Genomic DNA, 23,578 nt, shown 5'->3' with positions numbered 1-23,578 from the left:
GACCCCCGCCGGCCGCCCCGCCCGGCACACGGAAAGCCGCCCCCGGACCATCCGGGGGCGGCTTTCCGTGTGCCGGGCGTTCGCGTACGGTCAGCCGGCCGCGGCGGGGGCGGCCGGGGCCTGGGCCTGCGCGGCGAGGGCGGTGACCACCTCCGTCTGGCGGCCGAGCGTACGGGCGAGGAGCAGTTCGCGGATCGGGACCCGGACCCCCAGCCGCGCACCGAGCCTGCGCGCGAGGCGGGTGACGAGCAGGGAGTCGCCGCCCAGGGCGAAGAAGTCGGCGGCCGCGTCGATCTCCTGATGGCCCAGCAGCTCCGCCCAGACCCCGGCGACCAGCGCGGGCACGTCGAGGGGGCCCGGGGGCCGCTCACCGGTGCCGGACTCCGCGGCCGCCGGCCCGGGGACGCCCGCGACGCGGCGGGGGGCCCGCGACGGCGGCGCGGCCTCCGGCGCGGTCCGGCGCGGCCCCTTGAAGGCGTAGCCGGGCAGGCGTACGGGGCGGCCCCCGTCGCAGAGCCGGCCCGCCGCGAGCGGCTGGCCCACGGTCCACAGCGCGCCCAGCGCGGTGAGCACGTCCTCGGCGCGGGCGGCGCGGGCGGCGGCGAGCGGGACGGCGGTCAGGTCCGCGGCCTCCGCCAGGGCCGACAGCGTACGGCCCGGACCGGCCTCCACGACCAGCGCGCCGGGCAGGTGCCGGGCGAGGGCGCCGAGGGCCCGGGCGAACCGGACGGGGTTGCGCGCGGACGCGGCGAAGGAGTCCGCGGCGACCTCGGCACCCGGCAGCAGGAGCCGGCCGTCGTTGGCGGCCCACGGGATCACCGGCGGGCGCACGGCCGTCCCGGACAGCTCCGCGGCGAGCAGCGGGACGGCCGGCTCCACGAGCGCCGAGTGGAAGGCCCGCGTGGTGCGCAGCCGGTGCGTGACCACGCGCCCGGCGAGCCGGGCCTCGAACTCCGCGACGGCCCCCGGGGCACCCGCCACCACGCTGTTCTCCGCGGAGTTGAGCGCCGCCAGCTCCAGGGGCAGACCGCAGGAGGCCAGCAGCTCGCGGGCGGCGTCCTCGCCGCAGCCGAGGGCCAGCATGGCGCCCTCCGGGCAGTCCTGCATGGCGCGCCCGCGCAGGGCCGTGAACCGGGCCGCGTCGGGCAGTTCCAGCACGCCCGCCGCACAGGCCGCCGCGACCTCGCCGAGGCTGTGCCCGATCACGGCCCGCGGGACCAGGCCGAGGCCGCGCAGGGCGGCGGCGACCGCGTACTCGACCGCGAAGAGCGCGGGCTGGGCCAGCCGGGTCCGGGCGAGCTCCTCCTCGGGGAACGCGGGGTCGTGCACGGCGCGGTCGACCTCGGCGGCCAGGCCGGGCCCGAAGGCGCCGAGGCACTCGGCGAGGGCCCCGGCGAAACCGGGCAGGGCCTCGGCGAACGGCAGCGCCATGCCCGGGCGCTGGGACCCCTGGCCGGGGAAGGCGAGGACGAGGGGGGCCGGGCCGGCCTCGGGGACACGGCCGCGCACCACCCCGGTCCCGGCGGCGAGGCGTTCGGCGAGGCCGGCGGTGTCCCGGCCGACGACGGCGAGGCGTTCGGGCAGCGCGGTCCGGCCGGTGGCGAGGGTACGGGTGACGTCGGCCGGCGCCGGGGCGTGTGCGGCCAGGTGGCGGCCGAGGCGGTCGGCGGAGCGCGCGAGGGCCTCGCCGTCCGCGGCGGAGAGCAGCGCGAGGTACCCGGCCCGCGGCCGGTCCTGGTCCTCGGAGCGGGGCGCGGGGGCGGGCGGCGCCTCCACGACGGCGTGTGCGTTGGTGCCGCCCACGCCGAAGGAGCTGACCCCGGCCCTCCTGGGCTCGGGGCCGGACCACGGCGCGGCGGCGGCGGGGACGTACAGCGGCGAGTCCGCGGTGTCCAGCAGGGGGTTGAGCCGGGTGAATCCGGCGACCGGCGGCACCACGCCCTCGCGCACCACCAACAGGGCCTTGATCAGTCCGGCGAGTCCGGCGGCGTTGTCGAGGTGGCCGGTGTTCGCCTTGAGCGCCCCCACGGCGACCTGGCCCGGGGCGGCGCCCGCGGCGCGCAGGGCCGCCGAGGCGGCGGACCACTCGATGGGGTCGCCGACCCGGGTGCCGGTCCCGTGCGTCTCCAGGTAGCCGATGCTCGCGCCGTCGACGTCCGCGGCCTCCAGGGCGGCCCGGATGACGGCCTCCTGGCCGCCGGCGGAGGGGGCGTAGTAACCGGCCTTCGCCGAACCGTCGTTGTTGACGGCCGTGCCGAGGACGACGCCGTACGGCTCCACCCCGTCCGCGAGCGCGTCCTCCAGGCGCCGCAGCACGACACACGCCACCCCGGAGCCCGCCACCACGCCGTCGGCGTGTTCGTCGAACGGCCGGCAGGCCCCCGCCGCGCTGTGGATGCCGCCGGGCACGTGGAGGTGCCCGGCCTGGGGGTAGGCCACGCCGGCGCCCACGACCAGGGCCTGGTCGCACTCCGCGTTCAGCAGCGCCTGGACGGCCGTGTGGAGGGCGACCAGGGAGGAGGAGCAGGCGGTCTGGACGGCGACCGCGGGCCCGGTCAGGTTGAGCTTGTAGGAGATGAGGCTCGCCATGAAGTCCGGCTCGTTGCCGTGGACGGCGTCCTCGAAGGTCATGGAATCCAGATGGCCGCCGGCCAGCATCGCGCGCAGGTAGCCGCTGCCGCTGGCGGAGGCGTACACGCCGGTGGTGAGCGTGGTGTCGAGCGGGCCGGTGCCGGCGTCCTCCAGAGCCGCCCACGCGCACTCGAGCATCATCCGGTGCTGCGGGTCCATCATCTCGGCCTCGCGCGGGCTGACCCGGAACAGGGCGTTCTCGAAGCGGTCGGCGTCGGCGAGGTGCCCGTGCACCGGGACGAACCCGGGGTCGTCCACCAGGCTCGGCGGCACCCCGGCCTCCCGCAGCCTGCGCTTGTCGTACCGGGTGGTGAGGACCCGCCCCTCCACGAGGGCCTCCCACCACCCGGCCAGGTCGGCGGAGCCCGGGAACCGGCCGGACACCCCGGTCACGGCTATGTCGAGGGAACGGTCGCGCGTCATGCGTCCACCTTCGTGTCGCGCCAGTATGGATCATCAAGGTTGCCAGATTAGGCAAGTTGATGGCAATGTCCTTGTCATCGACTTGTCTGACAGGCGGTTAGCCGGAACAGAGGGGAGAGGACGGCGTGCGACCAGACCCGAAGTGGACCGCCGGCCCGCGCAACACGGCGCCCGGCGGGGGACTGCACGAGGCGTTCGCCCGCAGGGCGGCACAGCGCCCGGGGGCCGTCGCCCTCGTCGAGGGGGACCGCACCACCACGTACGCCGAACTCGACGCGCAGGCCGACGCCTGGGCCGCGGGGCTCGTCGCCGCGGGGGTCACCCCCGGCGCGCTGGTGCCCGTACTGCTGCCCAGGAGCACGGAGCTGGTCACCGCGCTCCTCGCGGTCCTGAAGACCGGGGCGGCCTACGCCCTGCTGCCCCCCGACTGGCCCGCGGACCGGCTGCGGGACGTGCTGCGCGACCTGCGGCCGCCCCTCCTCATCGCCCGCGACGGCCGGGACGTGCCGCACGGCGCCACGCCGCCCCTCTGGTCACCGCCGGCCCGTCGGACGGCCGGGACCGGGACCGTGCGGCCGGCGGGCCCCGCCGGCTTCACGCCCGTGGCCGTCGACGCCGGCGATCCGGCGTGTGTCTTCTTCACCTCCGGGACCACCGGCCGGCCCAAGGGCGTGCTCAGCCCGCACCGGGCGACCGCCCGCCTCTTCCAGCCGGGCACCTTCGCCGAGTTCACCACCGCCACGGTGATGCCGCTGGCCGCCGCCACCCCCTGGGACGCCTTCTCGCTCGAACTGTGGGCGGTGCTGCTGAACGGCGGCACCTCGGTGATCGTGACCGACCCCTACCTGTCGCCCGCCGCCCTGGCCGAGGCCGTGTCCCGGCACGGCGCGGACACCGTCTGGCTGACCAGCAGCCTGTTCAACATGATCGTGGACGAGGCCCCGGACGCCTTCCACGGCCTGCGCCAGGTGGCGATCGGCGGGGAACGGCTCTCGGCCGGCCACGTCCGCCGGTTCCTGCGCCGGCACCCCGGCATCGCGCTCCTCAACGGCTACGGGCCGGTCGAATCCACGGTCTTCGCCACCACGCACCGCGTCACGGAAGCCGACTGCGACCTCCCCGGCGGCATCCCCCTCGGCCGCCCGGTGCCCGGCACGCGGGTCCACGTCCTGGACGGGAGCCGGCCGTGTGCGGTCGGCGAGACCGGCGAGATCTGCCTCGCGGGTGACGGACTGGCACTCGGCTACCTGGGCGACGGGGCCCTGACCGCCCGGAAGTTCACCGGCGTACGGATCGACGGGCAGGAGGTGCGCGTCTACCGCACCGGCGACCTCGGCCGCTGGGACCGGGACGGCCTGCTGCACTACCAGGGCCGGGCCGACCGGCAGCTGAAGATCCGGGGCCACCGCGTCGAGCCGGCCGAGGTCGAGCGACAGGTGGAGCGGCTCCTGCCCGCCGTGCGGCACTGCCGGGTTCTGGCGCGCGGCGACGCCGCCCGCGGCGAGCTCGAACTGGTCGCGTTCTGCGTGCCGGTGCGGCCGGGGGACCCGCTGGACGGCGCACGCGACGTGCTGGCCGGGGCCCTGGTCCCCTACCAGCGGCCCGCCGCGCTGGTCAGTGTCGACGCCTTCCCCGTCACCGCGCGGGGCAAGCTGGACGAGCGGGCCCTGCTGGCGCTGGCCGGTGCGGTCGGACCGGCTGCCTCCGGCGGGCCGGCTGCCCCCGGCGGGCCGTCGCCGGAGGCGGCGCACCCGGCGCGGCCCGGCGTCCAGCCCGGTATCCGTCCCGCCGAGCTGCGCGATCCCGTGCTGCGGGCCGTCGCGGAGTGCTTCGCCTCCGTCCTGGAACTCGACGCGGTCCCCCTCGACGTGCCGTTCGTCCACCTCGGCGGGACCTCCCTCGGCGCGGGCCGGCTCTGCGCACGGCTCGGCGCCGCCCTGTCCCGGCCGGTCCCGGTCTCCTGGCTGTACCAGCACCCCACGGCCTCGGGCCTCGCCCGCCGGCTGGCCGCCGCGCCGGACCGGGAGCCGGAGCGGGAGCCGGAGGCGGTTCCCGCCGGCACGCCGCTGTCCGCCATGCAGCTGGTGTACCTCACCCCCCGGTTGCTGGACCCGGCGGACCGTACGGGGCACTGCCTGATGACCTGGGCGGTCGAGGGCCGGCTGGACCGCGCCGCCCTGGAGGCGGCCGTCGCCGAGGTGCACCGGAGCCACGAGGCCCTGCGCGCCGCGTACGTCCTCGACCCGCGGCCCGCCGCGGAACTCGTGGACGTCCCCCCGCCGCCCCTGGAGGTCCTGCCCGCCCGCGAGTCCGTCGCCGCGGCGGCCCGCGCCGCCCGCGCCGAGCTCGCCGGGGAACTGGCCCCCGACGCCGGCGAGGTGTGGCGCACCGTCCTGATCCCCGTCACCGGCCCGGAGCCGGACGCCGCCACCGCCGTCTTCGGCTGCGTGGTGCACCACGTCGCCTTCGACGGCTGGTCCGAGGCCGTCCTCGCCGAGGACCTGAGCGCCGCCTACCGCACGGCGGTGGCCACCGGCACCCCCGTACTGGGCCCCCGCCCGACCCTGGCCGCGGTGCACCGGCAGCGCCGGGCACACCTGCGGGAGGCCGCGGTGGAGACCCACCACGCCCGGCTGCGGGCCGAGCTGGCGGACGTACCGGCGATGAGGTGGCCGACCGGGCCCGAGCCGCGGCAGGCGGGGGCACCGGGGCTCGTCGAGACCGTACTGGACGCGCAGGCGGTGGCCGGGGCCGACGCCGCGGCCGCCGCGGCGGGGGTCACCCGTTTCGTGGTCCTGCTCTCCCTGTGGGCGGCCGGCCTGTCCGAGGCGACCGGGCAGCGGGACTTCGCCGTCGGCGTCCCTGTGGCCCAGCGCGACGGCGCGGAGCTGGAACGCGCCGTCGGATGCCACATCAACATGCTGGCCCTGCGGCTGCGCGGGGACGCCCTGGACGGCGACGGCCCCGCGGTCGCGCGGGTCGCCGGGACCACCGCCCGCGCCTTCGCCGCGCAGGACGTGCCGTTCCCGGACGTCCTGGCGCTGGTGGATCCGCCGCGCGACGGCCGGCCCCCGCTGTACCAGACCCTCTTCGCCTGCCAGGACAACGTCCCGCCGAGGCTGGAACTCGTCGGCGCGAGGACCACCTTGCTGCGCCAGCCCTATCTGGACCTGCCCCTCGAACTGCACACCGAGCTGTGGCCCGCGGACGACGGCGGGCTGCTCGTCCACACCGCCTTCAGGCCCGACGCCGTCGCGGAGAGCACCGCGCGGGAGGTCGCCAAGCGCTTCGCGGAGCGGGTGCGCGCCCTCACCCCCGAAGCCCTCGCCCGGCAAGCCCTCGCCCCGGAAGCCCTCGTCCCAGGAGTCACCCCATGACGACCACCGCCGTATCGCCCGCCCTGCTGACCGATCCCGGACTCCACGCGAGCGGTGATCCGCACGCCGTGTGGCGGTGGATGCGCGCGCACGCCCCGGTGTACCGCCACGAGGCGGCGGAGCTCCCCGCGTTCTGGTCGCTGACCCGGCACGAGGACATCCGGTCGGTGTACCGGGACGCCGCGGCCTTCAGCTCGGCGCGCGGTGTACTGCTGCGCCCCGGCGACGACCCGGGCGGCGGCATGACGCTCGCCCTGACCGACGCCCCGCGGCACAAGCAGCTGCGCGGGCTGATGGCGGACTGGTTCAACACCCGTGCCGTACGGGGCCTGGAGGGCTGGATCCGGGCGGCGACGCGCAGCGTCCTCGGCCGGGCCCTGGAACTGGGCAGCTGCGATTTCGCGGACGACGTGGCGGGACGGCTGTCCCTGTCGGTGATCTGCCACGTCCTGGGCATCCCCGAGCGGGACCACGAGGACCTGTACCGGTGGACGAACGAGGCGTTCGCGGCCCACGCGTCCCTGGTCTCGCACCCCCGGCTCGTCGAGTACTTCATGGAACTGCTCTACCAGCGGATGGAGGAGCCCGCCGACGACCTGGTGAGCGCCCTCGTCAACGGCACCGTGGACGGGGAGCTGCTGACCGAGGAGGAGGCGGTCTTCAACTGCGAGAACCTCATCGGGGCCACCGAGAACGGCCGGCTGGCCCTGATCGGGGGGATGCAGGCCTTCCTGGAGCACCCGGACCAGTGGCGGCGGCTGGCCGTCGACCGCGCCCTGATGCCCGGCGCCATCGAGGAGGTCCTGCGCTGGACCTCCAGCGCGACGCACAGCATGCGGGTCGCCACCCGCACCGTGGAGGTCCGGGGCACGCGCATCGAGGCCGGCGACCGCGTCGCCCTGTGGCTGCCCTCGGCCAACCGCGACGAGGACGTGTTCACCGATCCGTACCTCTTCGACATCACCCGCGGCCCGAACCGGCACATCGCCCTGGCCGCCGGGGAGCACTTCTGCATCGGCAGCACGCTGGCCAGGGCCGAGATGCGCGTCCTGTTCACCGAGCTGCTCGACACCGTGGGCCGGATCGAGCAGAACGGCCCCGTACGGCGGCTGCGGTCCATCGAGGTGGGCGGCCCCGAGACGCTGCCGGTGCGCCTCACCGCCAAGTGACGGCCACCGCGGCCGCGACGCCCCCGCCCCCGTCCCGACCGACCACGCACACCCACGACCCGTCCAGGAGTGAAGACATGACGGACAAGAAGGAACGGCCCGGCCTCGTACACCTGTCGCACCCCGCCGGGGTCGCCCCCAGCTCCGGGTACACCCATGTGGTCACCGGGCCGGGGCGGGTCGCCGCGATCGCCGGCCAGATGCCGTTCGACGCCGACGGCGAACTCGTCGGCCCCGGGGACCCCGCGGCCCAGGCCCGGCAGGTCTTCACCAACATGGAGCGCTGCCTCGCCGCCGCCGGAGCCACGTTCGACGACGTCATCAAGCTGACCTACTTCGTCACCGACATCGCCTCCGTCCCCCAGATCCTGGCCGCGCGCGACGAGTTCATCGACACCGAGCGCCCGCCGGCGAGCACGGTGGTCCAGATCGTGGCGCTCTACCGCCCCGATCTGCTGCTCGAGGTGGACGCCCTCGCCCTGCTGCCCGTCGAGTAGACCGGAAGAGACACCATGACTCCCACCACCTCCCCCTCCGCCGCCTCCGTCTCCGCGTCCCTCCGGGACGCCGGGCTGCAGGCCCCGCCGCCGCCCTTCGACGCCGAGCTGGCCGGGCCGATCGGCCGGATCCTCGGCGAGCTCCCCATGCCCCTGACCCCCGAGCTGATCCCGGACCGGCGCCGCCGTTCCGCCGAGGGGCGGCTGAGCGACGAACGCATACGCCGCGGCGGGGCGTTCGAGACCGAGGAGCGTACGGTGCCCGGCCCGGCCGGCGCCCCCGCGATCACCCTGCTGATCTGCCGCCCGGCGTCGGCCCCGGGGCCCGTACCGGTCATCTACCACACCCACGGCGGCGGCATGGTGGCCGGCAGCCACCGCAGCACCGAACTGCTCGGCGAACTGGACCGCGCCCAGGACCTGGGGGCGGCGGTGGTCTCCGTCGAGTACCGGCTGGCCCCGGAGCACCCGGACCCGGCGCCGGTGGAGGACTGCTACGCCGGGCTGTGCTGGCTGGCGGAGCACGCCGAAGGCCTCGGCCTCGATGCGGACCGCGTCTTCCTCAGCGGCAACAGCGCCGGCGGGGCCCTCGCCGCGGGCCTCGCGCTGCTGGCGCGGGACCGCTCCGGCCCGCGCCCGGTCGGCCAGGTACTGCAGTTCCCGATGCTCGACGACCGGTGCGGCACGTTCTCCGCCGGGCAGATGGCGCGCGTGGGGCTGTGGGACGGCGAGTCCAACCGGGCGGGGTGGACGGCCCTGCTGGGCGAGCGGCGCGGCACGCCGGGCGTCTCCTGCTACGCGGCTCCGGGCCGGGCCGAGGACCTGTCCGGACTTCCCCCCGCCTTCATCGAGGTCGGTTCCGTGGAGGCGCTGCGCGACGAGGGCATCACCTACGCGTCCCGCATCTGGCAGACCGGCGGCTCGGCCGAACTCCACGTGTGGTCGGGGGCGTTCCACAGCTTCGACGAGTGGGTCCCGGACGCGGCCGTCTCGAAGGCCGCGCACCGGGCGCGGGTGGCGTGGATGCGCCGCGTACTGGCGGGCTGAGATCAGCGCCGCTCCTTCACCACGGTGCGGCGCGGCTACGGGAAGCCGCCCACGTCGGCGGCCGGGTCCAGGCGCGGCGGGACGTCCTCGGTCGGCTCGCCGAACAGACGGTGACCGGCATGCCCCGGGGGCCTGGCTCGGGCCAGGCCCCCGGGGCATGCGGCGTGTACGGGCGGACGGGCGGTGCGTCCGCCGGTGGGCGGCGGTGCGGCCGGTCAGCGGCCGGCGGCGCCCGCCCGTTCGGCGTTCTCCAGCGTTTCGGCCAGGACCCGCCAGATCTCGGCGGCGAGGTCCATGTTCGAGGCGCGGCGGGCCTCCTCGCCCAGCTGCTTCAGCCGGGCGCGGCCCTCCTGCTGGTGGCCCTCGACGATCAGCAGCAGGCTGTCGAGCGTCTGGAGCCGGATCCGGTCGCGGTAGGTCAGGCGCAGGTTGTCGAAGTCCAGCCGGCCGTGGGCGGCGCGGGCGTCCGCGTAACGGCCCTCCTCGAACGCGAGGTGCGCCTGGAGCACCAGCAGTTCCTGCTGCTGGACGGGGGTGCCGATGAGCGCGAGCGCCGCCTCGGCCTGCGTCAGGCAGGTGCGGGCCTGCTCGGTGAGCGCGGGTCTGGACTGGAGGTACAGCGAGGCCGCGGCGAGTCTGAGCCGCGCCCACAGAATCGGGTCGACACGGCTGTCGAGCGCCTGCATGGCCTGTTCCAGGTATGCGTGGACCGCCTCGTCGTCCCCCTGACGGGAGCAGACGGTGGCCGCCGACCACAGGGCCTCGGCGCGCAGCGCGTCCGACCTGCCCGCCACCAGTTCGACCAGTTCCCGGGCGTGCGCCCGGGCTTCGGTCAGACGGCCGGACTCCGCCTCGGCCGATACCAGCGCCAGCAGGGCGGTGCCGGTGTCGGCGACGGAGAGGCCGGCGTCCTTGGCGACGCGGTAGGCGTTCTCGGCGAGTTCGAGTGCCCGGGCGATCTGGCCGACCGAGCGCAGACACCGCGCCAGCTGGGTGCCGGACCGGCACTGCAGCGCCGGCAGCGAGAGCTCCTCGGCCACTGCGGCCAGCTCCTCCAGGCAGGCCTGTTCCTCGGCGCGCTCGCCGTGACGGGACCGGTACCCCGCGATCACCCACAGGGCCTGCCAGCGCAGGAGCGGATCCTCCGCCCCGGAGGCCGCGAGCACGTCGATGAGCTGCTCGACGGACTCGTCAGTGTCGGAGGAGGCGGCGATGCTCAGCGCCTGCGTCAGCGAGCTGCCGCCGGGGGTGGTGCCGGCGGCGGGCAGGGCGTCGAAGGCGAGACGGTCCACGCCCAGCTGTTTGGCGAGGTAGGTGATCACCCGCTCGGTGGGTTGCCGCGCGCCCGACTCGAGGCGGGACAAATAGCCGGTGGAGATCTCCTCGCCGGCCAGCGAGGCCTGGGAGAGACCCCGTTGGAGCCTCAAAGCCTTGAGGCGCGCGCCGAAAGACGACTCGTCTGTCATGTGAGTCCTGCAATCAATTCTCGGAATACAACCCTGATCGCGCCCGCCAACGCTTTGGAGGGCATCGTAGCGCTCCCCGCACGCGCAGGCAAATTATTTGCCGAACGCGTGCCTTGCGGCCCCGCAGACCGCTGTGCACCCCCTGTGAAGCCCGCAAGAACCTTTGGCAACCTTTGGCAAATCGACTTGCCATCGAGAGTCGGCCGTTTTAGGTTGATCGAGGCCGAGCCGCTTCAAGCGGACCTCGAGTACCTCCCACATCCCCGATCCCGCGATCACGGGATCCTCGTTCGGAGCCGTTCATGCGTAAAAGCATCCTCGTCACCTCCGCCGCAGCCCTGCTCTCCGTCGCTGCGGCCACCGTCGCCACTACCGCCGACCCCGGCATCGACTGGCCCGCCGAACCCTCCGTCCGGGTCGTCGGCGCCGGGCAGGGCGACGGCATCGACTGGCCCGCGGGACCCACCGCCCCCACCGGCACCCGGGACGGCGGCACCGGCGTCATCGACTGGCCCTGACGACCCATGGCCACGATGCACGCAGACGAAGCGCGGACCGACGAGGACCTCGTCCGGCGGCTGCTCCGCGGGCAGTTCCCCCAGTGGGCCGGCCTGCCGGTACGGCGCCTGGAGTCCGGCGGCACCGTCAACGCGATCTACCGGGTCGGCACCGGGCTGACCGTCCGGCTGCCGCTCACCGAGGGCGGCGCCGGAACGCTGGAGCGGGAGGCCCACTGGCTGCCGCGGCTCGCGCCCCTGGTGCCCGTGCCCGTCCCGGAGGTCGTCGGGCTGGGCCGGGCCGCCGAGGGTTACCCGTGGGGGTGGGCCGTCCACCGGTGGATCGAGGGCGAGGTGCTGCTCGAGGGCCGGGTGGAGGATCCCGGCCGGCTCGCCCGGGATCTCGCGGCGTTCGTCACCGCGCTGCGCGGGGTGGATCCCGGCGAGGGACCCCGGGCCCACCGGGGCCGGCCGCTGGCCGCCGCCGACGCGGAGACCCGTGCCGCGATCGAGGAACTGCGGCGCACGGACGAGCCGTTCGACGCCGGTGCGGCCCTCGCCGCGTGGGAGGAGGCGCTCGCCGCCCCCGCGTGGTCCGGGGAGCCGCGGTGGATCCACTCCGACCTCATGCCGAGCAACCTGCTCGGCTCCGGCGGACGGCTGGCCGCGGTGATCGACTTCGGCACCGCGGGCCTCGGCGACCCCGCCGTGGACCTGATCCCGGCGTGGAACCTGCTGCCGTCCCCCGCGCGGCGGGTCTTCCGCGAGGCCGTGGACACCGACGACGCCTCCTGGGCCCGCGGCCGGGGCTGGGCGCTGTCCATGGCCCTCGTCCAGTTGCCCTACTACCGCGGGACGAACCCGGTCATCTCCGCGAACGCCCGCCATGTGATCCGGCAGGTGCTCGCGGGCTGAGGCCGCTGTACCGGAGGGGGCGGGCGCGACACGGTCGCGCCCGCCCCCTCCCGCTGTGTTCCCGCGGCGGCTACGCGAGCCGGAACACCTCCTCGGACAGCGCCAGGACCCGGGCCTGGTCGCGGGCCAGGGCGGCCGCGTCGGCATGGGCCATGTGCACGGTGAGCGGGCTGGACGGCAGGTCGACGGTGGGCCGGAGCCGGTCGCCCGGGCCCGGCTTCACCGTGACCGCCCGGACGGACTCCACCCCCTCGATCTCCGCCAGGACCGACGCGTCCACGGACTCCACGACCCCGGCGAGGCCGGTGGCCACGTGGTACACGAACCCCTCCCGGAGCTTGCGGTAGGTACGGCCGGCGAACTCCTCGGCGAACGCGTCCGGCCGCAGCCAGGCGAGCGCGCTCGCCCGGGCCTGGTCGGCGCCGAAGTTCCGGGCGTCGAAGTCCGGGTTCATCGTCCCGTTCATGCGGGCGCCGATCTCGACGAGCGCGGGCCCCTCGGCCGTCATCATCACCTCGGCGTGCGCGGCGCCGAACTCGATGCCGAGGGCGTCCAGCACGTCGTGGGTGTAGGCGGTCAGCTCGGCGACCACCGGGTCGTCCGGCGCGACGAGCAGGGCCCGGTGGGGGATGTTGCGGGCACCGCGGCGCCGCTTGTCGCAGCGCCACACACCGGCGTCGTAGCGCGCCCGGCGGCAGGAGACGGTGTCCACGATGTACTCGGTGCCCTCCAGGTAGGACTGCGCAAGGACCTCGGCGTTGGTCTCGCCGTACATGGTGACGGTGCCGAGAATCGCCTCGGCGGCGTCGCGCACCTGGGACGGGTCGGCGCAGATGGACACGCCCTGGGAGCCGGAGGCGGCCAGCGGCTTGACCACGACCGGCCGGCCGCCCTGCTCGCGCGCCCAGGCGACGAGGGCGTCGACGTCGTCGGACCGGAACTGGCGGGCGCAGCGCACGCCGGCCTTGCGGACGGCTTCGATCATCTCGTACTTGTCGCGGCGCGCCGCCGACAGGGCGGATCCGTTGGTCGGCAGCCCGAGCATCTCGGACAGCAGGTCGGCGAGCGGTACGCCGGGCTCCTGCCCGGCCACCACGGCCGCCGGGCGCAGTGCGGCGAGCTGCCGGGCGGTCTCGGCGGGGCCGGCGGCGACCAGGGCCGCCGCGTAGCCGCCCAGGTCCGGCGCCTTCAGGTACTCCAGGGGTTCGGGGGTGCTGAAAAGGTGCACGACCTCGGCGCCGAGTCCGGCGAAGGCCGCCCGTAGGTGCCTGCCCGTGCCGTACGCGTCGACCAGGACGACCAGGGGGTGATCAGCTCGCATGCTGCCTCCGTCGGAGCATTCAGTTGCCAGATGCGGCAATGTTAGTTGCCAAGATTATTGACCGACTAGGCAACGTCTGTCACTCTTTTCGGATAGAGCCGCTCGATTGAGCCGAAGCATCCGGTCGCCCCAGATCGCCTGACACCCCGTCGTGTCCCCGGGCGCGCGACCGGCCAGTTCATCAATGAAGAACGGAGCTCTCACCCATGTCCGTGCAGACGTTGCACACCCCCACCCGGCTGCCCGAACTCGACGACACGCAGAGGGCCCAGTTCGAACGGTCCGGTTTCCTCGTCCTGCCAGGCTTCCTCCCGGACGATCTGGTGACCCGGGTCAAACAGGAGGTCGACACCTGGGTCGACACCGGACTGCGGGCCCGGTCCATCGCGTCCGTACTCGACTACGCCACCCACGGGGTGCCGGACGTCCTGGAGCTCGACCTCCCCGGACACGGCGAACTCCTCGCCCACGCACCGCTGCTGGAGGTGGTCGGACAGCTGCTCGGCCCGGGGTTCGGCTTCCACCACATGCACAGCGACCGGCACGCCCCCGACCTCCCCGGCAAGGCGTGGCACCACGACTACGAGCAGCGCTCCGCCACGCGCCGGACCGACACGATGGTCCACGCGCTGCACTACCTCGACGGCATCGACCCGGACATGGCCGGACTGGCCGTCCTGCCCGGATCGCACCTCGAGGTGGCGCACAAGACGGCGCGCGCCCACCTGGGCACCGACGTGCTGCCCGGCGAGGTGTACCTCGAGGAGCTGCCGGCCGGCTCGACCGTGCTGCTGCACTCCGCCCTCTTCCACGCCCGCCGGGCGAAGCCCCAGTTCCCGGGCCGCCCGCGCTACTTCGTCGACGCCTCCTACTGCGAGGCGGGCGCGCTGTGGCCGCCGGTCAAGCCGTACTGGCGGGAGATGCTGCGGCGGGCTCGCCGGCTCGGGCTCGCCGGCGCGGACTGGCCCGACCTCTTCGCCGAGCACCACTTCGGCGAGTACTCCCGGCCCGAGTGAGGGAGGACCACATGCTGCACGCGGGAATCTCATGGCACGCGGGCGGATACCGCCTCGCCGTGGTCGGCCCCGACGGCCACCGCGTCCCCGTGCCCGGCGACTACCCCCCGCACCGGGCGGACGAGCTGATCGCGCGGCTGCGCGAGCTCGGCGACCGGCTCGGGATCGTCGTGGAGAGCACCAACGGCACCCTGGACGGCCGCATGATGGCGGCCGGACTGCGCGTGCACCGGGCCGATCCCTGGCTGCTGCCGGACCGGCCGCTGCTGGGCTCCGTCCCGGCGGAGGAACTGGCCCTCGCGAGCCTGCGCGGCGGACGGGGCCTGGTACGGCTGGAGGCCCACCGCGGCACCCAGACCGGCCGCGAGGAGGAACTGGCCGCACAGATCGCCTCCTCGGCCGGCGCGGACCGCGAGCAGCACCTGGCGGGCCGCCTCTTCAGCCACGGCAGCCGCGAACACCGCGAGGTCGCGCTCACCTTCGACGACGGACCGCTGCCGCCCTGGACCGGACAGATCCTCGACGTCCTGGAGCGCTACGGCGTCCCGGCGACCTTCTTCTGCGTCGGGATCAACGCGGGCGGGTTCTCCGAGGACCTGGCCCGGATGCGCGAACAGGGCCACGCCATCGGCAACCACACCTGGTCACACCCCTTCCTGCCCGAGCTGACCCGGCCCCAGCTGGCCGAACAGATCAACCGCACCGCGGAGGCGATCGCCGACGCGAGCGGCGGCGAGGCACCCCGCCTGTTCCGGCCCCCGTACGGAGCGCGGACGCCGCAGGTGCTGGACTGGCTCACGGACATCGACGCCACCACCGTTCTGTGGGACGTCGCGCCCGACGACTGGGCCCTGCGGCAGGCCGACGCCATCGCGCGCGACGTACTGGCCGAGGTCCGGCCGGGCTCCGTGATCCTCCTCCACGACGGCGGCGGCGACCGCTCGCCCACCGTGGCCTCGCTCCCGCCGATCATCGAAGGACTCCTGGAGCGCGGCTACACGTTCGTACGGGCCGACGACATGATCGCGCGGACCCGGCCCGGGCTGGTGGCGGCCCCATGAGGAACTGGGCGAACACCATCGACCTCGGTACGGCCCCGATCGCGCGGCCCCGCTCCGTCGACGAACTGCGCCGTATCGTCGCCGGCAGCGAACGGGTCCGCGCACTCGGCGCCGGCCACTCCTTCAGCGGCGTCCTGGCGACCGCGGGCGGCCTCGTCCGGCTCGACGGGCTGCCCCCGGCCGTGGACATCGACACCGCGGCCGGCACCGCCACGGTGACCGCCGGAATGCGGTACGCCGACGTGGCCACCGCACTGCACCGGGCAGGCCACGCACTGGCGAACCTCGCCTCCCTGCCGGACCTCTCCGTCGCGGGGGCGACCGCCACCGGCACCCACGGCTCCGGCGACGGCCGGCGCAGCCTGTCGGCGGCCGTCACCGGCCTGGAACTGGTCGGCCCCGAAGGCGACCTGGTCGAGCTGCGCCGCGACGTGGACCACGACACCTTCGCCGGATCGGTGGTCTCCCTCGGGGCGCTGGGCGTCGCCACCCGGATCACCCTGGAGATCGAGCCGGCGTTCGACGTGGCCCAGTCGGTGCGGGCGGCGGTGCCGCTCGACGACATCCGGGACCGCTTCGACGAAGTCGCCGGCGCCGCGTACAGCGTCAGCGTGTTCACCACGTGGGGGGACGACGCGTCCGTGTGGCTCAAGCGCCGCACCGACCACCCCGTCACCGAACTGGACCTCGGGACCCCCGCGCCCGGACCGCTGCACCCGGTCCCCGGGGCCGACCCGGCCCCCTGCACGGCCCAGCTGGGCGTCCCGGGCCCCTGGCACCTGCGGCTGCCGCACTTCCGCCCCGGCGCCACCCCGGACACCGGCGACGAACTGCAGTCGGAGTACTTCCTGCCGCGCGCCGCCGCCCCGGCCGCGTTCGACGCGCTGCGCGGGATCGGCGCCCTCCTGGGACCCGCCCTGCACGTGGCCGAGGTCCGGACCGTGCGCGGCGACGACCTGTGGCTGAGCCCGGCGTACGAACGGGACTCGGTGGCCTTCCACTTCACCTGGATCAAGGACGCCGCCCGCGTACGGCCGGTGATCGACGCCGTGGAAGAGCTCCTGGCCCCGCTGGGAGCACGGCCCCACTGGGCGAAGCTCACGGCCATGACCGGGGCCGACATCCGCTCCTGCTACCGCCGCGCCCGCGATTTCGCGGACCTGCTGGCGAAGTCCGACCCCGACGGCAAGTTCGCCAACGCGTTCGTCGACGGACTGTTCTCCCCCGGGTCCCGGTGACCCCCTTGTCCCAGCGATCGCGGAAGGCACGCGCGTGGAAAAGCGACTACTGACCAAGACCGGGCGGAAGGTCTCCGTCGTCGGGCTCGGCACCTGGCAGTTCGGCGACGGATGGGCCCATGTGGGCGAGCACGACGTCCGGGCCATCCTCGACGCGGCCGTCGAGGCCGGCGTCGACTTCATCGACACCGCCGACGTCTACGGCGACGGCCGCAGCGAGCGGCTGATCGGACGGTTCCTGCGGGAGTTCCGCACCTCGCGGGGCGAACGGCCCACCGTGGCGACCAAACTGGGACGCCGCGGCGCACAGGAACTCGGCGCGTTCACCCTCGACAACTTCCGCGCCTGGACCGACCGCTCCCGGCAGAACCTCGGGGTGGACACGCTCGACCTCGTACAGCTCCACACCCCGCCGGACGCCGTGTTCGAGTCCGACGCGGTCTTCGACGCCCTGGACACACTGGTCGACGAGGGCCGGATCACGGCGTACGGCGTCAGCGTGGAGACCTGCGCCCAGGCCATGACCGCCCTCGCCCGGCCGAACGTCGCCTCCGTGCAGATCATCCTCAACGTGTTCCGGCGCAAGCCGCTGGAACAGGTCCTGCCGGCCGCCCGGGCCGCGGGCGTCGGCGTCATCGCCCGCGTGCCGCTGGCCTCCGGCCTGCTCTCCGGCAAGTTCCGGCGCGACACCGTCTTCGCCGAGGACGACCACCGCAACTACAACCGGCACGGCGAGCAGTTCGACGTCGGCGAGACCTTCTCCGGCGTCGACTACGAGACCGGCCTCGCGGCCGCGGGCGAATTCACCGGCATAGTGCCCGCGGGCGCCACCCCCGCACAGCTCGCCCTGCGCTGGGTCACCCAGCAGGACGGCGTCACCACCGTCATCCCGGGCGCCACCTCCGTCGCCCAGGCCCGGTCCAACGCCGCGGTCGGCTCCATGGAACCGCTGACCGGGGAGACCCTCGAGCGGCTGCGCGAGCTGTACGACCGCCGGATCCGCGCCCAGGTGCACCACCTCTGGTGACCGCGGACCACCCGCCCGCCCCGCCCGCCCCCGCCCACCCCTTCCCAGGAGCCACAGGATGAAGATCGCCGGAGAGACCGTCCTCCTCACCGGTGCGACCGGAGGCATAGGCCGGGCGCTCGCCGCCCGGCTCGCCGGGGCGGGCGCCGACCTGATCCTGACCGGCCGCGACCCGGACGCGCTGCGCGCCCTCGCCGACCCGCTCGGCGCCCGGTGGGTGGCCGCCGACCTCGCCGACCCGTACGACGTGGAACACCTCGCGAAGTCCAGCGAGGGCACCGGCATCCTCGTGGCCAACGCCGCCCTGCCGGCCAGCGGCGACCTGCTCGAGTACACGCCCGAGCAGATCGACCGCGCCCTGGCCGTGAACCTGCGCTCGGCGGTCGTCCTGGCCCGGCTCCTCGCACCGGCGATGACCGGCGCGGGCCGAGGCCACCTCGCGTTCGTGGGGTCGATGTCGGGGAAGGCCGCCACCCCGGACTCGTCGCTGTACACGGCGTCGAAGTTCGCACTCCGCGGCTTCGCCCACGCCCTGCGGCTCGACCTGCGCCCCTCGGGAGTCGGGGTGTCGCTCGTCCAGCCCGGCTTCGTCGCGGAGGCGGGCATGTTCGCCCGCACCGGGGCGCCACTGCCCCGCGGCGCCCGGGCGGTCACACCGGACCAGGTGGCGTCGGCGGTGCTCCGGGCCATCACGCACGACCGCGGCGAGATCAACATCGCGCCGCTCAAGCTGCGGCTGCGCTGCGCCCTGTCGGTGCAGTTCCCGGCCGCCGCCGCCCGGCTCCAGGGGCGGGGCGCCCCGGACGACAGCGGCCGGCGCATCGTCGACGCGCAACGGGCCTCCCGGTGACGCGCCGGGCGAACGCACGCGCCCCCCACGACCTCATGAGGAGTGAGCACATGCTGGACAGCGTTCTCGTCATCGGCTCGGGCTACCTGCACTTCCGGGAGTACGCGCTGCGCGGACTGGCGGAGCACTACCGGGTCGTCCTCATCGGACAGCGCCCGCTGGACTGGCAGCTGCCGTACGCGGCCGATTACCGGGAGGCCGACCTCCAGGACGAGGCGGCGGTCCTCGCGGCCGCCGAGGAACTCGCCGCGGACAACCGCATCATCGGTGTCATCACCTGGGAGGAGATGCTGATCGCGCGGGCCGCCGCCGTCGGCGCCCGGCTGGGCGTGCCCACCATGCCGGTCGACGCGGCGCGGGCGTGCCGCGACAAGGCGGAGCAGCGCAAGCGCTTCCAGGAGGCGGGCGTACCGTCGGCGCGGTTCCACCTCGCGGGCTCCGTCGCCGAGGCGGTCGACGCCGCCGGCGCCATCGGCTACCCCGTGGTGGTCAAGCCCCGCGGCCGGGCCGCGAGCGTCGCGGTCCAGATCGTCCGCTCCGAGGCCGAACTGCGCGCGGCGTTCGACTTCGCCCGCAGCTCGGAGAACGCGGCCATCGAGGACGGGCTCGTCCTCATCGAGGAGTTCCTCGTCGGCCCGGAGATCAGCGTGGACTGCTGGGTGCTCGACGGCAGGGTCGAACCGTACGCGATCGCGCTGAAGCGCACCGGCTACGCGCCGTTCTTCGAGGAGGTGGCGCACGTCGTCGGCACCGTCCTCGACAGCGAGACCGAGGCCGCGGTCCGCGAGGTGGTGATCCGCTCCAACCAGGCGCTGGGCATCGACCGTACGGTCACCCACACCGAGCTGATGCTCACCGCCGACGGACCCAAGGTGGTCGAGGTCAACGGCCGCCTCGGCGGGGAACTCATCCCGCGCCTGGCCGAGATCGCGATCCCGGGCCTGTCCGTCGGGGCGCTCCTCGGCGCGGTCGCCACCGGCCGCGAACCCGACCCGATCCCGGCACCGGAACAGCTGGTCGGCATCCGCTTCCTGTACCCCGCCGAGGACCTGACGTTCGAGGACATCGAGGTCCCGGCCGCGCTCGCCGGCGAGCCCTGGGTGCGCGAGGTGCGGCGGGTCAGCGACCCGGGCACCGAGCTGCGGCTGCCGCCGCGGCAGTTCCTGGGCCGCGCCGGATACGTCATCGCCACCGGCTCCGGCATCGACGAGATCGACGCGCGCCTGCTGAAGCTCGCCGACGCCACGGCCGTGCTCGGCACGCCCCTGCCCGTCTGAGCAGCCCGCAGCCCCTTCCCGCTCCCCTCCCCCAACCGCTCCCCCCTTCCGCACAGATGGAGACACACCCATGAAGAAGGCCCTGATCTTCGGCGAGTACAAGATCGCCAGGTTCCTGCCGGTCCTGCGCGACCGCGGCTACACCGACTTCGTCGTGTACTCGGCCGTCGAGTTCGACCCGGCCCTCGAGTTCGACGCCACCGGCGTCGAGGTCAAGCCGCTGAACCTGGACTGGGACGCGGACGACGTGGTCCGCGTACTGGACGCCGAGCGCCCCGACGTGGCCATCGCCAACCCGTACGCCCACGGCCAGGAGCAGCTGCCCATCGTCTACGGCCGGGCCGCCGCGCGCTGGGACGGCCGGTTCGTCGCCCACTCCGCCGAGTTCGCGGAGGTGGCCTGCGACAAGGTCAAGCTGCACGAGACCGGTGTGGAGCGCGGCTGGCCGGTCCCGGCGGGAGCGGTCTGCGCGGACGCCTCCGAGGTCGCCGGCGCCGCCCGGAAGCTGGGCTTCCCGCTGGTGATCAAGGAAGCCCAGGCCCAGGCGGGCGACGGCCGCTTCTTCGCGGCCTCCGCCGAGGAACTCGACGCGGTACTCGAAGGCGGCCTGGCGTTCCCCGCGATCGTGCAGGCGTTCAAGGTCGGTGAGGAGACCGGCATCGAGCTGATCAGCGCGGACGGCGAACTGATGCGCTGGCCGGTCGTCTCCATGGGCCCGCTGGACGCGGGGCTCGACCCCTCGAAGCGGGCACGGGTCACCCCGTACGCCCTCCCCGAGCGCGCCGCGGCGCGTCTGGAGGCATTCCTCACCGACATCCAGGACAACTTCGCCCCGTACGGCCCGTGGCAGATCGACTTCGCGGTCGTCGAGGACGACATCGTCGTGCTCGAGATCAACCCGCGCCTCGGCGGCCTCTCCGACCTGGGCGCCACCGGCAGCGGCACCGACCCGCACGCGGTGTTCACCGCGGCCGCGCTCGGCGAGCCGCTGCCCGGGGCGCGCACCCGCGCGGTGGCGATCGAGCTGCCGTCGGCCGAGATTCCCGGCGTCGAGGTGCCCGAGCACCCCGAGGGCGCCGACGTCATGCGGGTGACCGCGCGCAAGCCCACCAACCGCTGCTTCGTCAACACCGACCGCATGCAGCTGGTCACCACCGTCGGCGACGTGGAGGCGGGCAAGCGCTGGGTGAAGGAGCTCGACGCCGCGGGCCTGCTGCGCTGCTCGGTCGAGTCCGCCTTCCGGCAGCTGGAGCAGGGCTTCGCCGTGTTCGGCGGGAAGGCGGAAGCACGATGAGGGTGCTGATCGCCGGACTCGGCGACAACAAGGAGTTCGGCCTCAAGTCGCTGCGCGACGCGGGCCACTTCGTCGGGATCATCGACCTGCCGCACCGGGTCCCCGTCAACCAGTGCGACTGGTGGCGCGCGGGCGACCGCTTCTCCGTCGACTCCATGCTCGAAGCGGCGAGCTCGGCCGGGTTCGCGTGGGACGCGATCCTCTGCTGGGAGGAGCTGTCCACCGACATCGCCCGGGAGGTCGCCCGCAAGCTCGGCGTACCGGCGCCGCGGATGCCCGCGGGCCACTTCCGCGACAAGGGCGTCATGCACGGACGGCTGCGGGAGCGGGGCCTCCCCTCGCCGCAGCTCGGCGTGGCCCGCACCGTGGAGGAGTGCGTGTCCCTCGCCGGCGACCGCTTCCCGGTCGTGGTCAAGCCGACGGACTACGGCGGCAGCGGCGGCGTCCAGGTCGTCGACGGTCCGGACGGACTCGCCGAGGCCTTCCACGCCGCCGCCGAGCTGGCCGCGAGCGGGCGGGTCGCCGTGGACCGCTACGTCACCGGCAAGGAGTACAGCGTCGAGGCGGTGACCTGGGCACCCGGTGACACCCAGGTCCTCGCGATCACCGACAAGTACCTGACCCGGCCGCCGTACTGCGTCGAGGTCGCCCACGTCTCCCCGGCGGCGGTCTCGGACACGGAGCGCGAGCTGCTGTCCCAGGCGACGGTCCGCGCGCTCGACGCCCTCGGCATGGAGGCGGGCGTCTCCCACGCGGAGTTCCGCATGACCGACGAGGGCCCCGTCCTGATGGAGATCGCCGGGCGCCCGGCCGGCGGCCAGATCCCGCGGCTCGTCGAGCTGGCCACCGGCTGGAACCTGAACACCGCCGAACTCGCGGCGGTGGTGGGCGAGCGCACGACCCAAGGGACACCGGCCGCCGAACGCTCCGCCATCCGGTTCTTCGTCGGCGACGGCAGGACGCCCTTCCGCCACCCCGTGACCTGGGAGACCGCCGCCCTGCCGCCGCTCGTGGACACCCTGCGGGAACTGCGCTACTTCGCGGGCGAGGGGACGGTGGCCCGGGTACCGCGCGGCCCCGAGGACCGGCTGGGATACGCGATCCTCGCCGGCACCCGCGAGGAGACCGCGGCGGCGCTGGCCGCCCTCGGCGACGGAGCCGAGGAGTACCGCGGTGAATAGCCCCCGGGGCCGGACGGCGAGCGCCCCGGCCGGCCCCGGCCGGCCCGGCCGGGGCCTGTGGCACAACCACGACTTCCTCAAGCTCTGGTCGGGGGAGACCGTCGCCGCGCTCGGCTCCCAGGTGACCCAGCTGGCGCTCCCGCTGCTGGTGCTGGGCGCCCTGGGAGGCAGCGCGGCGGAGGTCGGCCTCGTGACGGCGATGCAGTTCCTGCCCGCGCTGTGCGTGACCCCGTTCGCCGGCCTCGTGATCGACATGTTCGACCGGCGGCTGATCATCCTGGTGGCCAACGCGGTGCGGGCCCTGGCCCTGGCCGTGGTGCCGGTGCTCTACCTCACCGACGGCCTGAGCGTCCCGGCGCTGTGCGCCGTCGCGTTCGTGGTGGGCTCCGGAACCGCCGTGTTCGACGTCGGCTACCTCGCGTACCTTCCGGCGCTCGTGCCGCAGCAGCACCTCGTGGACGCCAACAGCAAGCTCCAGGGCTCGTACGCCGTCGCCCAGATCGGCGGTTCCGGCTTCGGCGGCCTGCTGATCAAGGTGCTGGGCGCGTGGTTCGCGATCCTGGCCAACGTCGTCGCCTACCTGGCGGCGTTCGTGGCGATGCTCCTGATCCGGCACCGGGAACCGGCACGCGACCCGGAGGCGGCCGACCGGCCGCGCCTGGCCGACATCGTCACCAGCTTCGGTCTGCTGTGGCGCAACCGGATCCTGCGCACGCTGAGCCTGCGGGCCGGCTGGTTCAACATGTGCGAACAGGCGATCCTCACCCTCTTCCTGGTCTACGCGGTCAGGGAACTCCACATGGACGCCGGCGGGGTCGGCTTCGTCCTCGCCTTCGGCAGCGTCGCCTCCCTCGCCGGCGCGGCGGTGGCCAAGCGGGCCGGCAACCGGTTCGGCTTCCCCAGGGTCCTGATCCTGGCCAGCAGCGCCTCGTCCGTCGCGCCGGTGCTGCTGCTGCCGACCGGGGCCGGCGCCGGCTGGAACTTCGCGCTGGCGACGCTGACGTTCGCCGTCTACGGATTCGGCCTGACCATCTACAACGTCCACGTCGTGGCGTTCCGCCAGACGGTGATCCCCTCGGACGTCCTGGGCCGGGCGACCGCCGCGTACCGGATGCTCACGTACGGGCCGTTCCCCCTCGGCGCGTTCCTCGGGGGCGTCATGGGCGAGCGGCTGGGCCTGTGGAACTCGCTGCTGGTCTTCGCGGTGGCCTCACTCGCCGGGTGGGTGCTGTTCGTCGTGGCCTGTACGAGGATGCCGGAGACGGCGCCGGAACCGGCGTCGGCCTGAGGG

Annotated in this window: 18 protein-coding genes; 15 read left to right on the top strand and 3 right to left on the bottom strand. The window is 74.6% G+C overall.

Features of this window, described 5'->3' with window-relative positions:
- Positions 1–90: 90 nt before the first annotated feature.
- The gene (locus tag ACZ51S_RS31585) at positions 91–3,054 is read right to left on the bottom strand and encodes a type I polyketide synthase (RefSeq protein WP_468962732.1); all 2,964 of its coding nucleotides are present in this window, start codon (positions 3,052–3,054) and stop codon (positions 91–93) included.
- Positions 3,055–3,179: 125 nt separating this feature from the next.
- On the opposite strand from ACZ51S_RS31585, the gene ACZ51S_RS31580 reads away from it, so the two are divergent.
- The 4 genes from ACZ51S_RS31580 (at position 3,180) to ACZ51S_RS31565 (ending at position 9,144) form a co-directional block, all read left to right on the top strand.
- Entirely contained in the window at positions 3,180–6,431 is a 3,252-nt protein-coding gene (locus ACZ51S_RS31580) for an amino acid adenylation domain-containing protein (RefSeq protein ID WP_468962730.1), read from the top strand.
- Positions 6,428–7,600, top strand: coding sequence for a cytochrome P450 (locus ACZ51S_RS31575; protein WP_468478412.1), 1,173 nt, complete (start codon positions 6,428–6,430; stop codon positions 7,598–7,600). Before ACZ51S_RS31580 ends, ACZ51S_RS31575 begins: the two co-directional genes overlap by 4 nt.
- A gap of 77 nt (positions 7,601–7,677) precedes the next feature.
- Positions 7,678–8,097, top strand: a complete 420-nt coding sequence (locus tag ACZ51S_RS31570) for a RidA family protein (protein ID WP_468478411.1) — start codon at positions 7,678–7,680, stop codon at positions 8,095–8,097.
- Between the two features lie 15 nt (positions 8,098–8,112).
- Positions 8,113–9,144: an alpha/beta hydrolase gene (locus tag ACZ51S_RS31565; protein WP_468478410.1), complete on the top strand. Its 1,032-nt coding sequence runs from the start codon at positions 8,113–8,115 to the stop codon at positions 9,142–9,144.
- Positions 9,145–9,359: 215 nt separating this feature from the next.
- Here ACZ51S_RS31565 and ACZ51S_RS31560 read toward each other — a convergent pair whose 3' ends face one another.
- Positions 9,360–10,610, bottom strand: a complete 1,251-nt coding sequence (locus ACZ51S_RS31560; RefSeq protein WP_468478409.1) for a helix-turn-helix domain-containing protein — start codon at positions 10,608–10,610, stop codon at positions 9,360–9,362.
- A 302-nt stretch (positions 10,611–10,912) separates the two neighbouring features.
- Between ACZ51S_RS31560 and ACZ51S_RS31555 the strand changes: the two genes are divergently transcribed.
- Both ACZ51S_RS31555 and ACZ51S_RS31550 read left to right on the top strand, forming a co-directional pair.
- Positions 10,913–11,128, top strand: coding sequence for a hypothetical protein (locus tag ACZ51S_RS31555; protein ID WP_468478408.1), 216 nt, complete (start codon positions 10,913–10,915; stop codon positions 11,126–11,128).
- A 15-nt stretch (positions 11,129–11,143) separates the two neighbouring features.
- Positions 11,144–12,022, top strand: a complete 879-nt coding sequence (locus ACZ51S_RS31550; protein ID WP_468478407.1) for an aminoglycoside phosphotransferase family protein — start codon at positions 11,144–11,146, stop codon at positions 12,020–12,022.
- A 70-nt stretch (positions 12,023–12,092) separates the two neighbouring features.
- Here ACZ51S_RS31550 and ACZ51S_RS31545 read toward each other — a convergent pair whose 3' ends face one another.
- Complete coding sequence (locus ACZ51S_RS31545; RefSeq protein WP_468803878.1) at positions 12,093–13,343, bottom strand: ATP-binding protein; 1,251 nt, start codon at positions 13,341–13,343, stop codon at positions 12,093–12,095.
- 206 nt (positions 13,344–13,549) lie between these two features.
- Between ACZ51S_RS31545 and ACZ51S_RS31540 the strand changes: the two genes are divergently transcribed.
- From ACZ51S_RS31540 to ACZ51S_RS31500, 9 genes are all read left to right on the top strand, one after another.
- Positions 13,550–14,359 carry a phytanoyl-CoA dioxygenase family protein gene (locus tag ACZ51S_RS31540; protein ID WP_468962728.1) on the top strand — a complete coding sequence of 270 codons (810 nt, stop codon included), beginning with the start codon at positions 13,550–13,552 and terminating at the stop codon, positions 14,357–14,359.
- Between the two features lie 11 nt (positions 14,360–14,370).
- Entirely contained in the window at positions 14,371–15,420 is a 1,050-nt protein-coding gene (locus ACZ51S_RS31535) for a polysaccharide deacetylase family protein (RefSeq protein WP_468962726.1), read from the top strand.
- Positions 15,417–16,658 carry an FAD-binding protein gene (locus tag ACZ51S_RS31530; RefSeq protein ID WP_468478403.1) on the top strand — a complete coding sequence of 414 codons (1,242 nt, stop codon included), beginning with the start codon at positions 15,417–15,419 and terminating at the stop codon, positions 16,656–16,658. Before ACZ51S_RS31535 ends, ACZ51S_RS31530 begins: the two co-directional genes overlap by 4 nt.
- 34 nt (positions 16,659–16,692) lie before the next feature.
- On the top strand, positions 16,693–17,685 hold the full coding sequence (locus ACZ51S_RS31525) for an aldo/keto reductase (protein WP_468962724.1): 993 nt from the start codon (positions 16,693–16,695) through the stop codon (positions 17,683–17,685).
- 58 nt (positions 17,686–17,743) lie between these two features.
- The gene (locus ACZ51S_RS31520) at positions 17,744–18,535 is read left to right on the top strand and encodes an SDR family NAD(P)-dependent oxidoreductase (protein ID WP_468478401.1); all 792 of its coding nucleotides are present in this window, start codon (positions 17,744–17,746) and stop codon (positions 18,533–18,535) included.
- 50 nt (positions 18,536–18,585) lie between these two features.
- Positions 18,586–19,812 carry an ATP-grasp domain-containing protein gene (locus ACZ51S_RS31515; RefSeq protein ID WP_468962722.1) on the top strand — a complete coding sequence of 409 codons (1,227 nt, stop codon included), beginning with the start codon at positions 18,586–18,588 and terminating at the stop codon, positions 19,810–19,812.
- A gap of 70 nt (positions 19,813–19,882) precedes the next feature.
- Positions 19,883–21,106 carry an ATP-grasp domain-containing protein gene (locus tag ACZ51S_RS31510; protein ID WP_468478399.1) on the top strand — a complete coding sequence of 408 codons (1,224 nt, stop codon included), beginning with the start codon at positions 19,883–19,885 and terminating at the stop codon, positions 21,104–21,106.
- Positions 21,103–22,287 (top strand): ATP-grasp domain-containing protein, encoded by a 1,185-nt coding sequence (locus tag ACZ51S_RS31505; RefSeq protein ID WP_468478398.1) that lies wholly within the window; start codon positions 21,103–21,105, stop codon positions 22,285–22,287. The genes ACZ51S_RS31510 and ACZ51S_RS31505 overlap by 4 nt, the downstream gene beginning before the upstream one ends.
- Entirely contained in the window at positions 22,280–23,575 is a 1,296-nt protein-coding gene (locus tag ACZ51S_RS31500; RefSeq protein WP_468478397.1) for an MFS transporter, read from the top strand. The genes ACZ51S_RS31505 and ACZ51S_RS31500 overlap by 8 nt, the downstream gene beginning before the upstream one ends.
- Positions 23,576–23,578 lie beyond the last annotated feature (3 nt).

It is taken from the genome of Streptomyces sp. NPDC034043 (genome assembly GCF_055575675.1).
Note: the sequence above shows the minus strand (reverse complement) of the source record. Positions and strands in the feature narration are given on the sequence as shown.

Excerpts from the sequence above, each read along its gene's own strand:
- ACZ51S_RS31585 (WP_468962732.1), bottom strand. The coding sequence starts at position 3,054 with ATGACGCGCGACCGTTCCCTCGACATAGCCGTGACCGGGGTGTCCGGC.
- ACZ51S_RS31575 (WP_468478412.1), top strand. The coding sequence starts at position 6,428 with ATGACGACCACCGCCGTATCGCCCGCCCTGCTGACCGATCCCGGACTC.
- ACZ51S_RS31570 (WP_468478411.1), top strand. The coding sequence starts at position 7,678 with ATGACGGACAAGAAGGAACGGCCCGGCCTCGTACACCTGTCGCACCCC.
- ACZ51S_RS31565 (WP_468478410.1), top strand. The coding sequence starts at position 8,113 with ATGACTCCCACCACCTCCCCCTCCGCCGCCTCCGTCTCCGCGTCCCTC.
- ACZ51S_RS31560 (WP_468478409.1), bottom strand. The coding sequence starts at position 10,610 with ATGACAGACGAGTCGTCTTTCGGCGCGCGCCTCAAGGCTTTGAGGCTC.
- ACZ51S_RS31555 (WP_468478408.1), top strand. The coding sequence starts at position 10,913 with ATGCGTAAAAGCATCCTCGTCACCTCCGCCGCAGCCCTGCTCTCCGTC.
- ACZ51S_RS31550 (WP_468478407.1), top strand. The coding sequence starts at position 11,144 with ATGCACGCAGACGAAGCGCGGACCGACGAGGACCTCGTCCGGCGGCTG.
- ACZ51S_RS31545 (WP_468803878.1), bottom strand. The coding sequence starts at position 13,343 with ATGCGAGCTGATCACCCCCTGGTCGTCCTGGTCGACGCGTACGGCACG.
- ACZ51S_RS31540 (WP_468962728.1), top strand. The coding sequence starts at position 13,550 with ATGTCCGTGCAGACGTTGCACACCCCCACCCGGCTGCCCGAACTCGAC.
- ACZ51S_RS31535 (WP_468962726.1), top strand. The coding sequence starts at position 14,371 with ATGCTGCACGCGGGAATCTCATGGCACGCGGGCGGATACCGCCTCGCC.
- ACZ51S_RS31530 (WP_468478403.1), top strand. The coding sequence starts at position 15,417 with ATGAGGAACTGGGCGAACACCATCGACCTCGGTACGGCCCCGATCGCG.
- ACZ51S_RS31520 (WP_468478401.1), top strand. The coding sequence starts at position 17,744 with ATGAAGATCGCCGGAGAGACCGTCCTCCTCACCGGTGCGACCGGAGGC.
- ACZ51S_RS31515 (WP_468962722.1), top strand. The coding sequence starts at position 18,586 with ATGCTGGACAGCGTTCTCGTCATCGGCTCGGGCTACCTGCACTTCCGG.
- ACZ51S_RS31510 (WP_468478399.1), top strand. The coding sequence starts at position 19,883 with ATGAAGAAGGCCCTGATCTTCGGCGAGTACAAGATCGCCAGGTTCCTG.
- ACZ51S_RS31505 (WP_468478398.1), top strand. The coding sequence starts at position 21,103 with ATGAGGGTGCTGATCGCCGGACTCGGCGACAACAAGGAGTTCGGCCTC.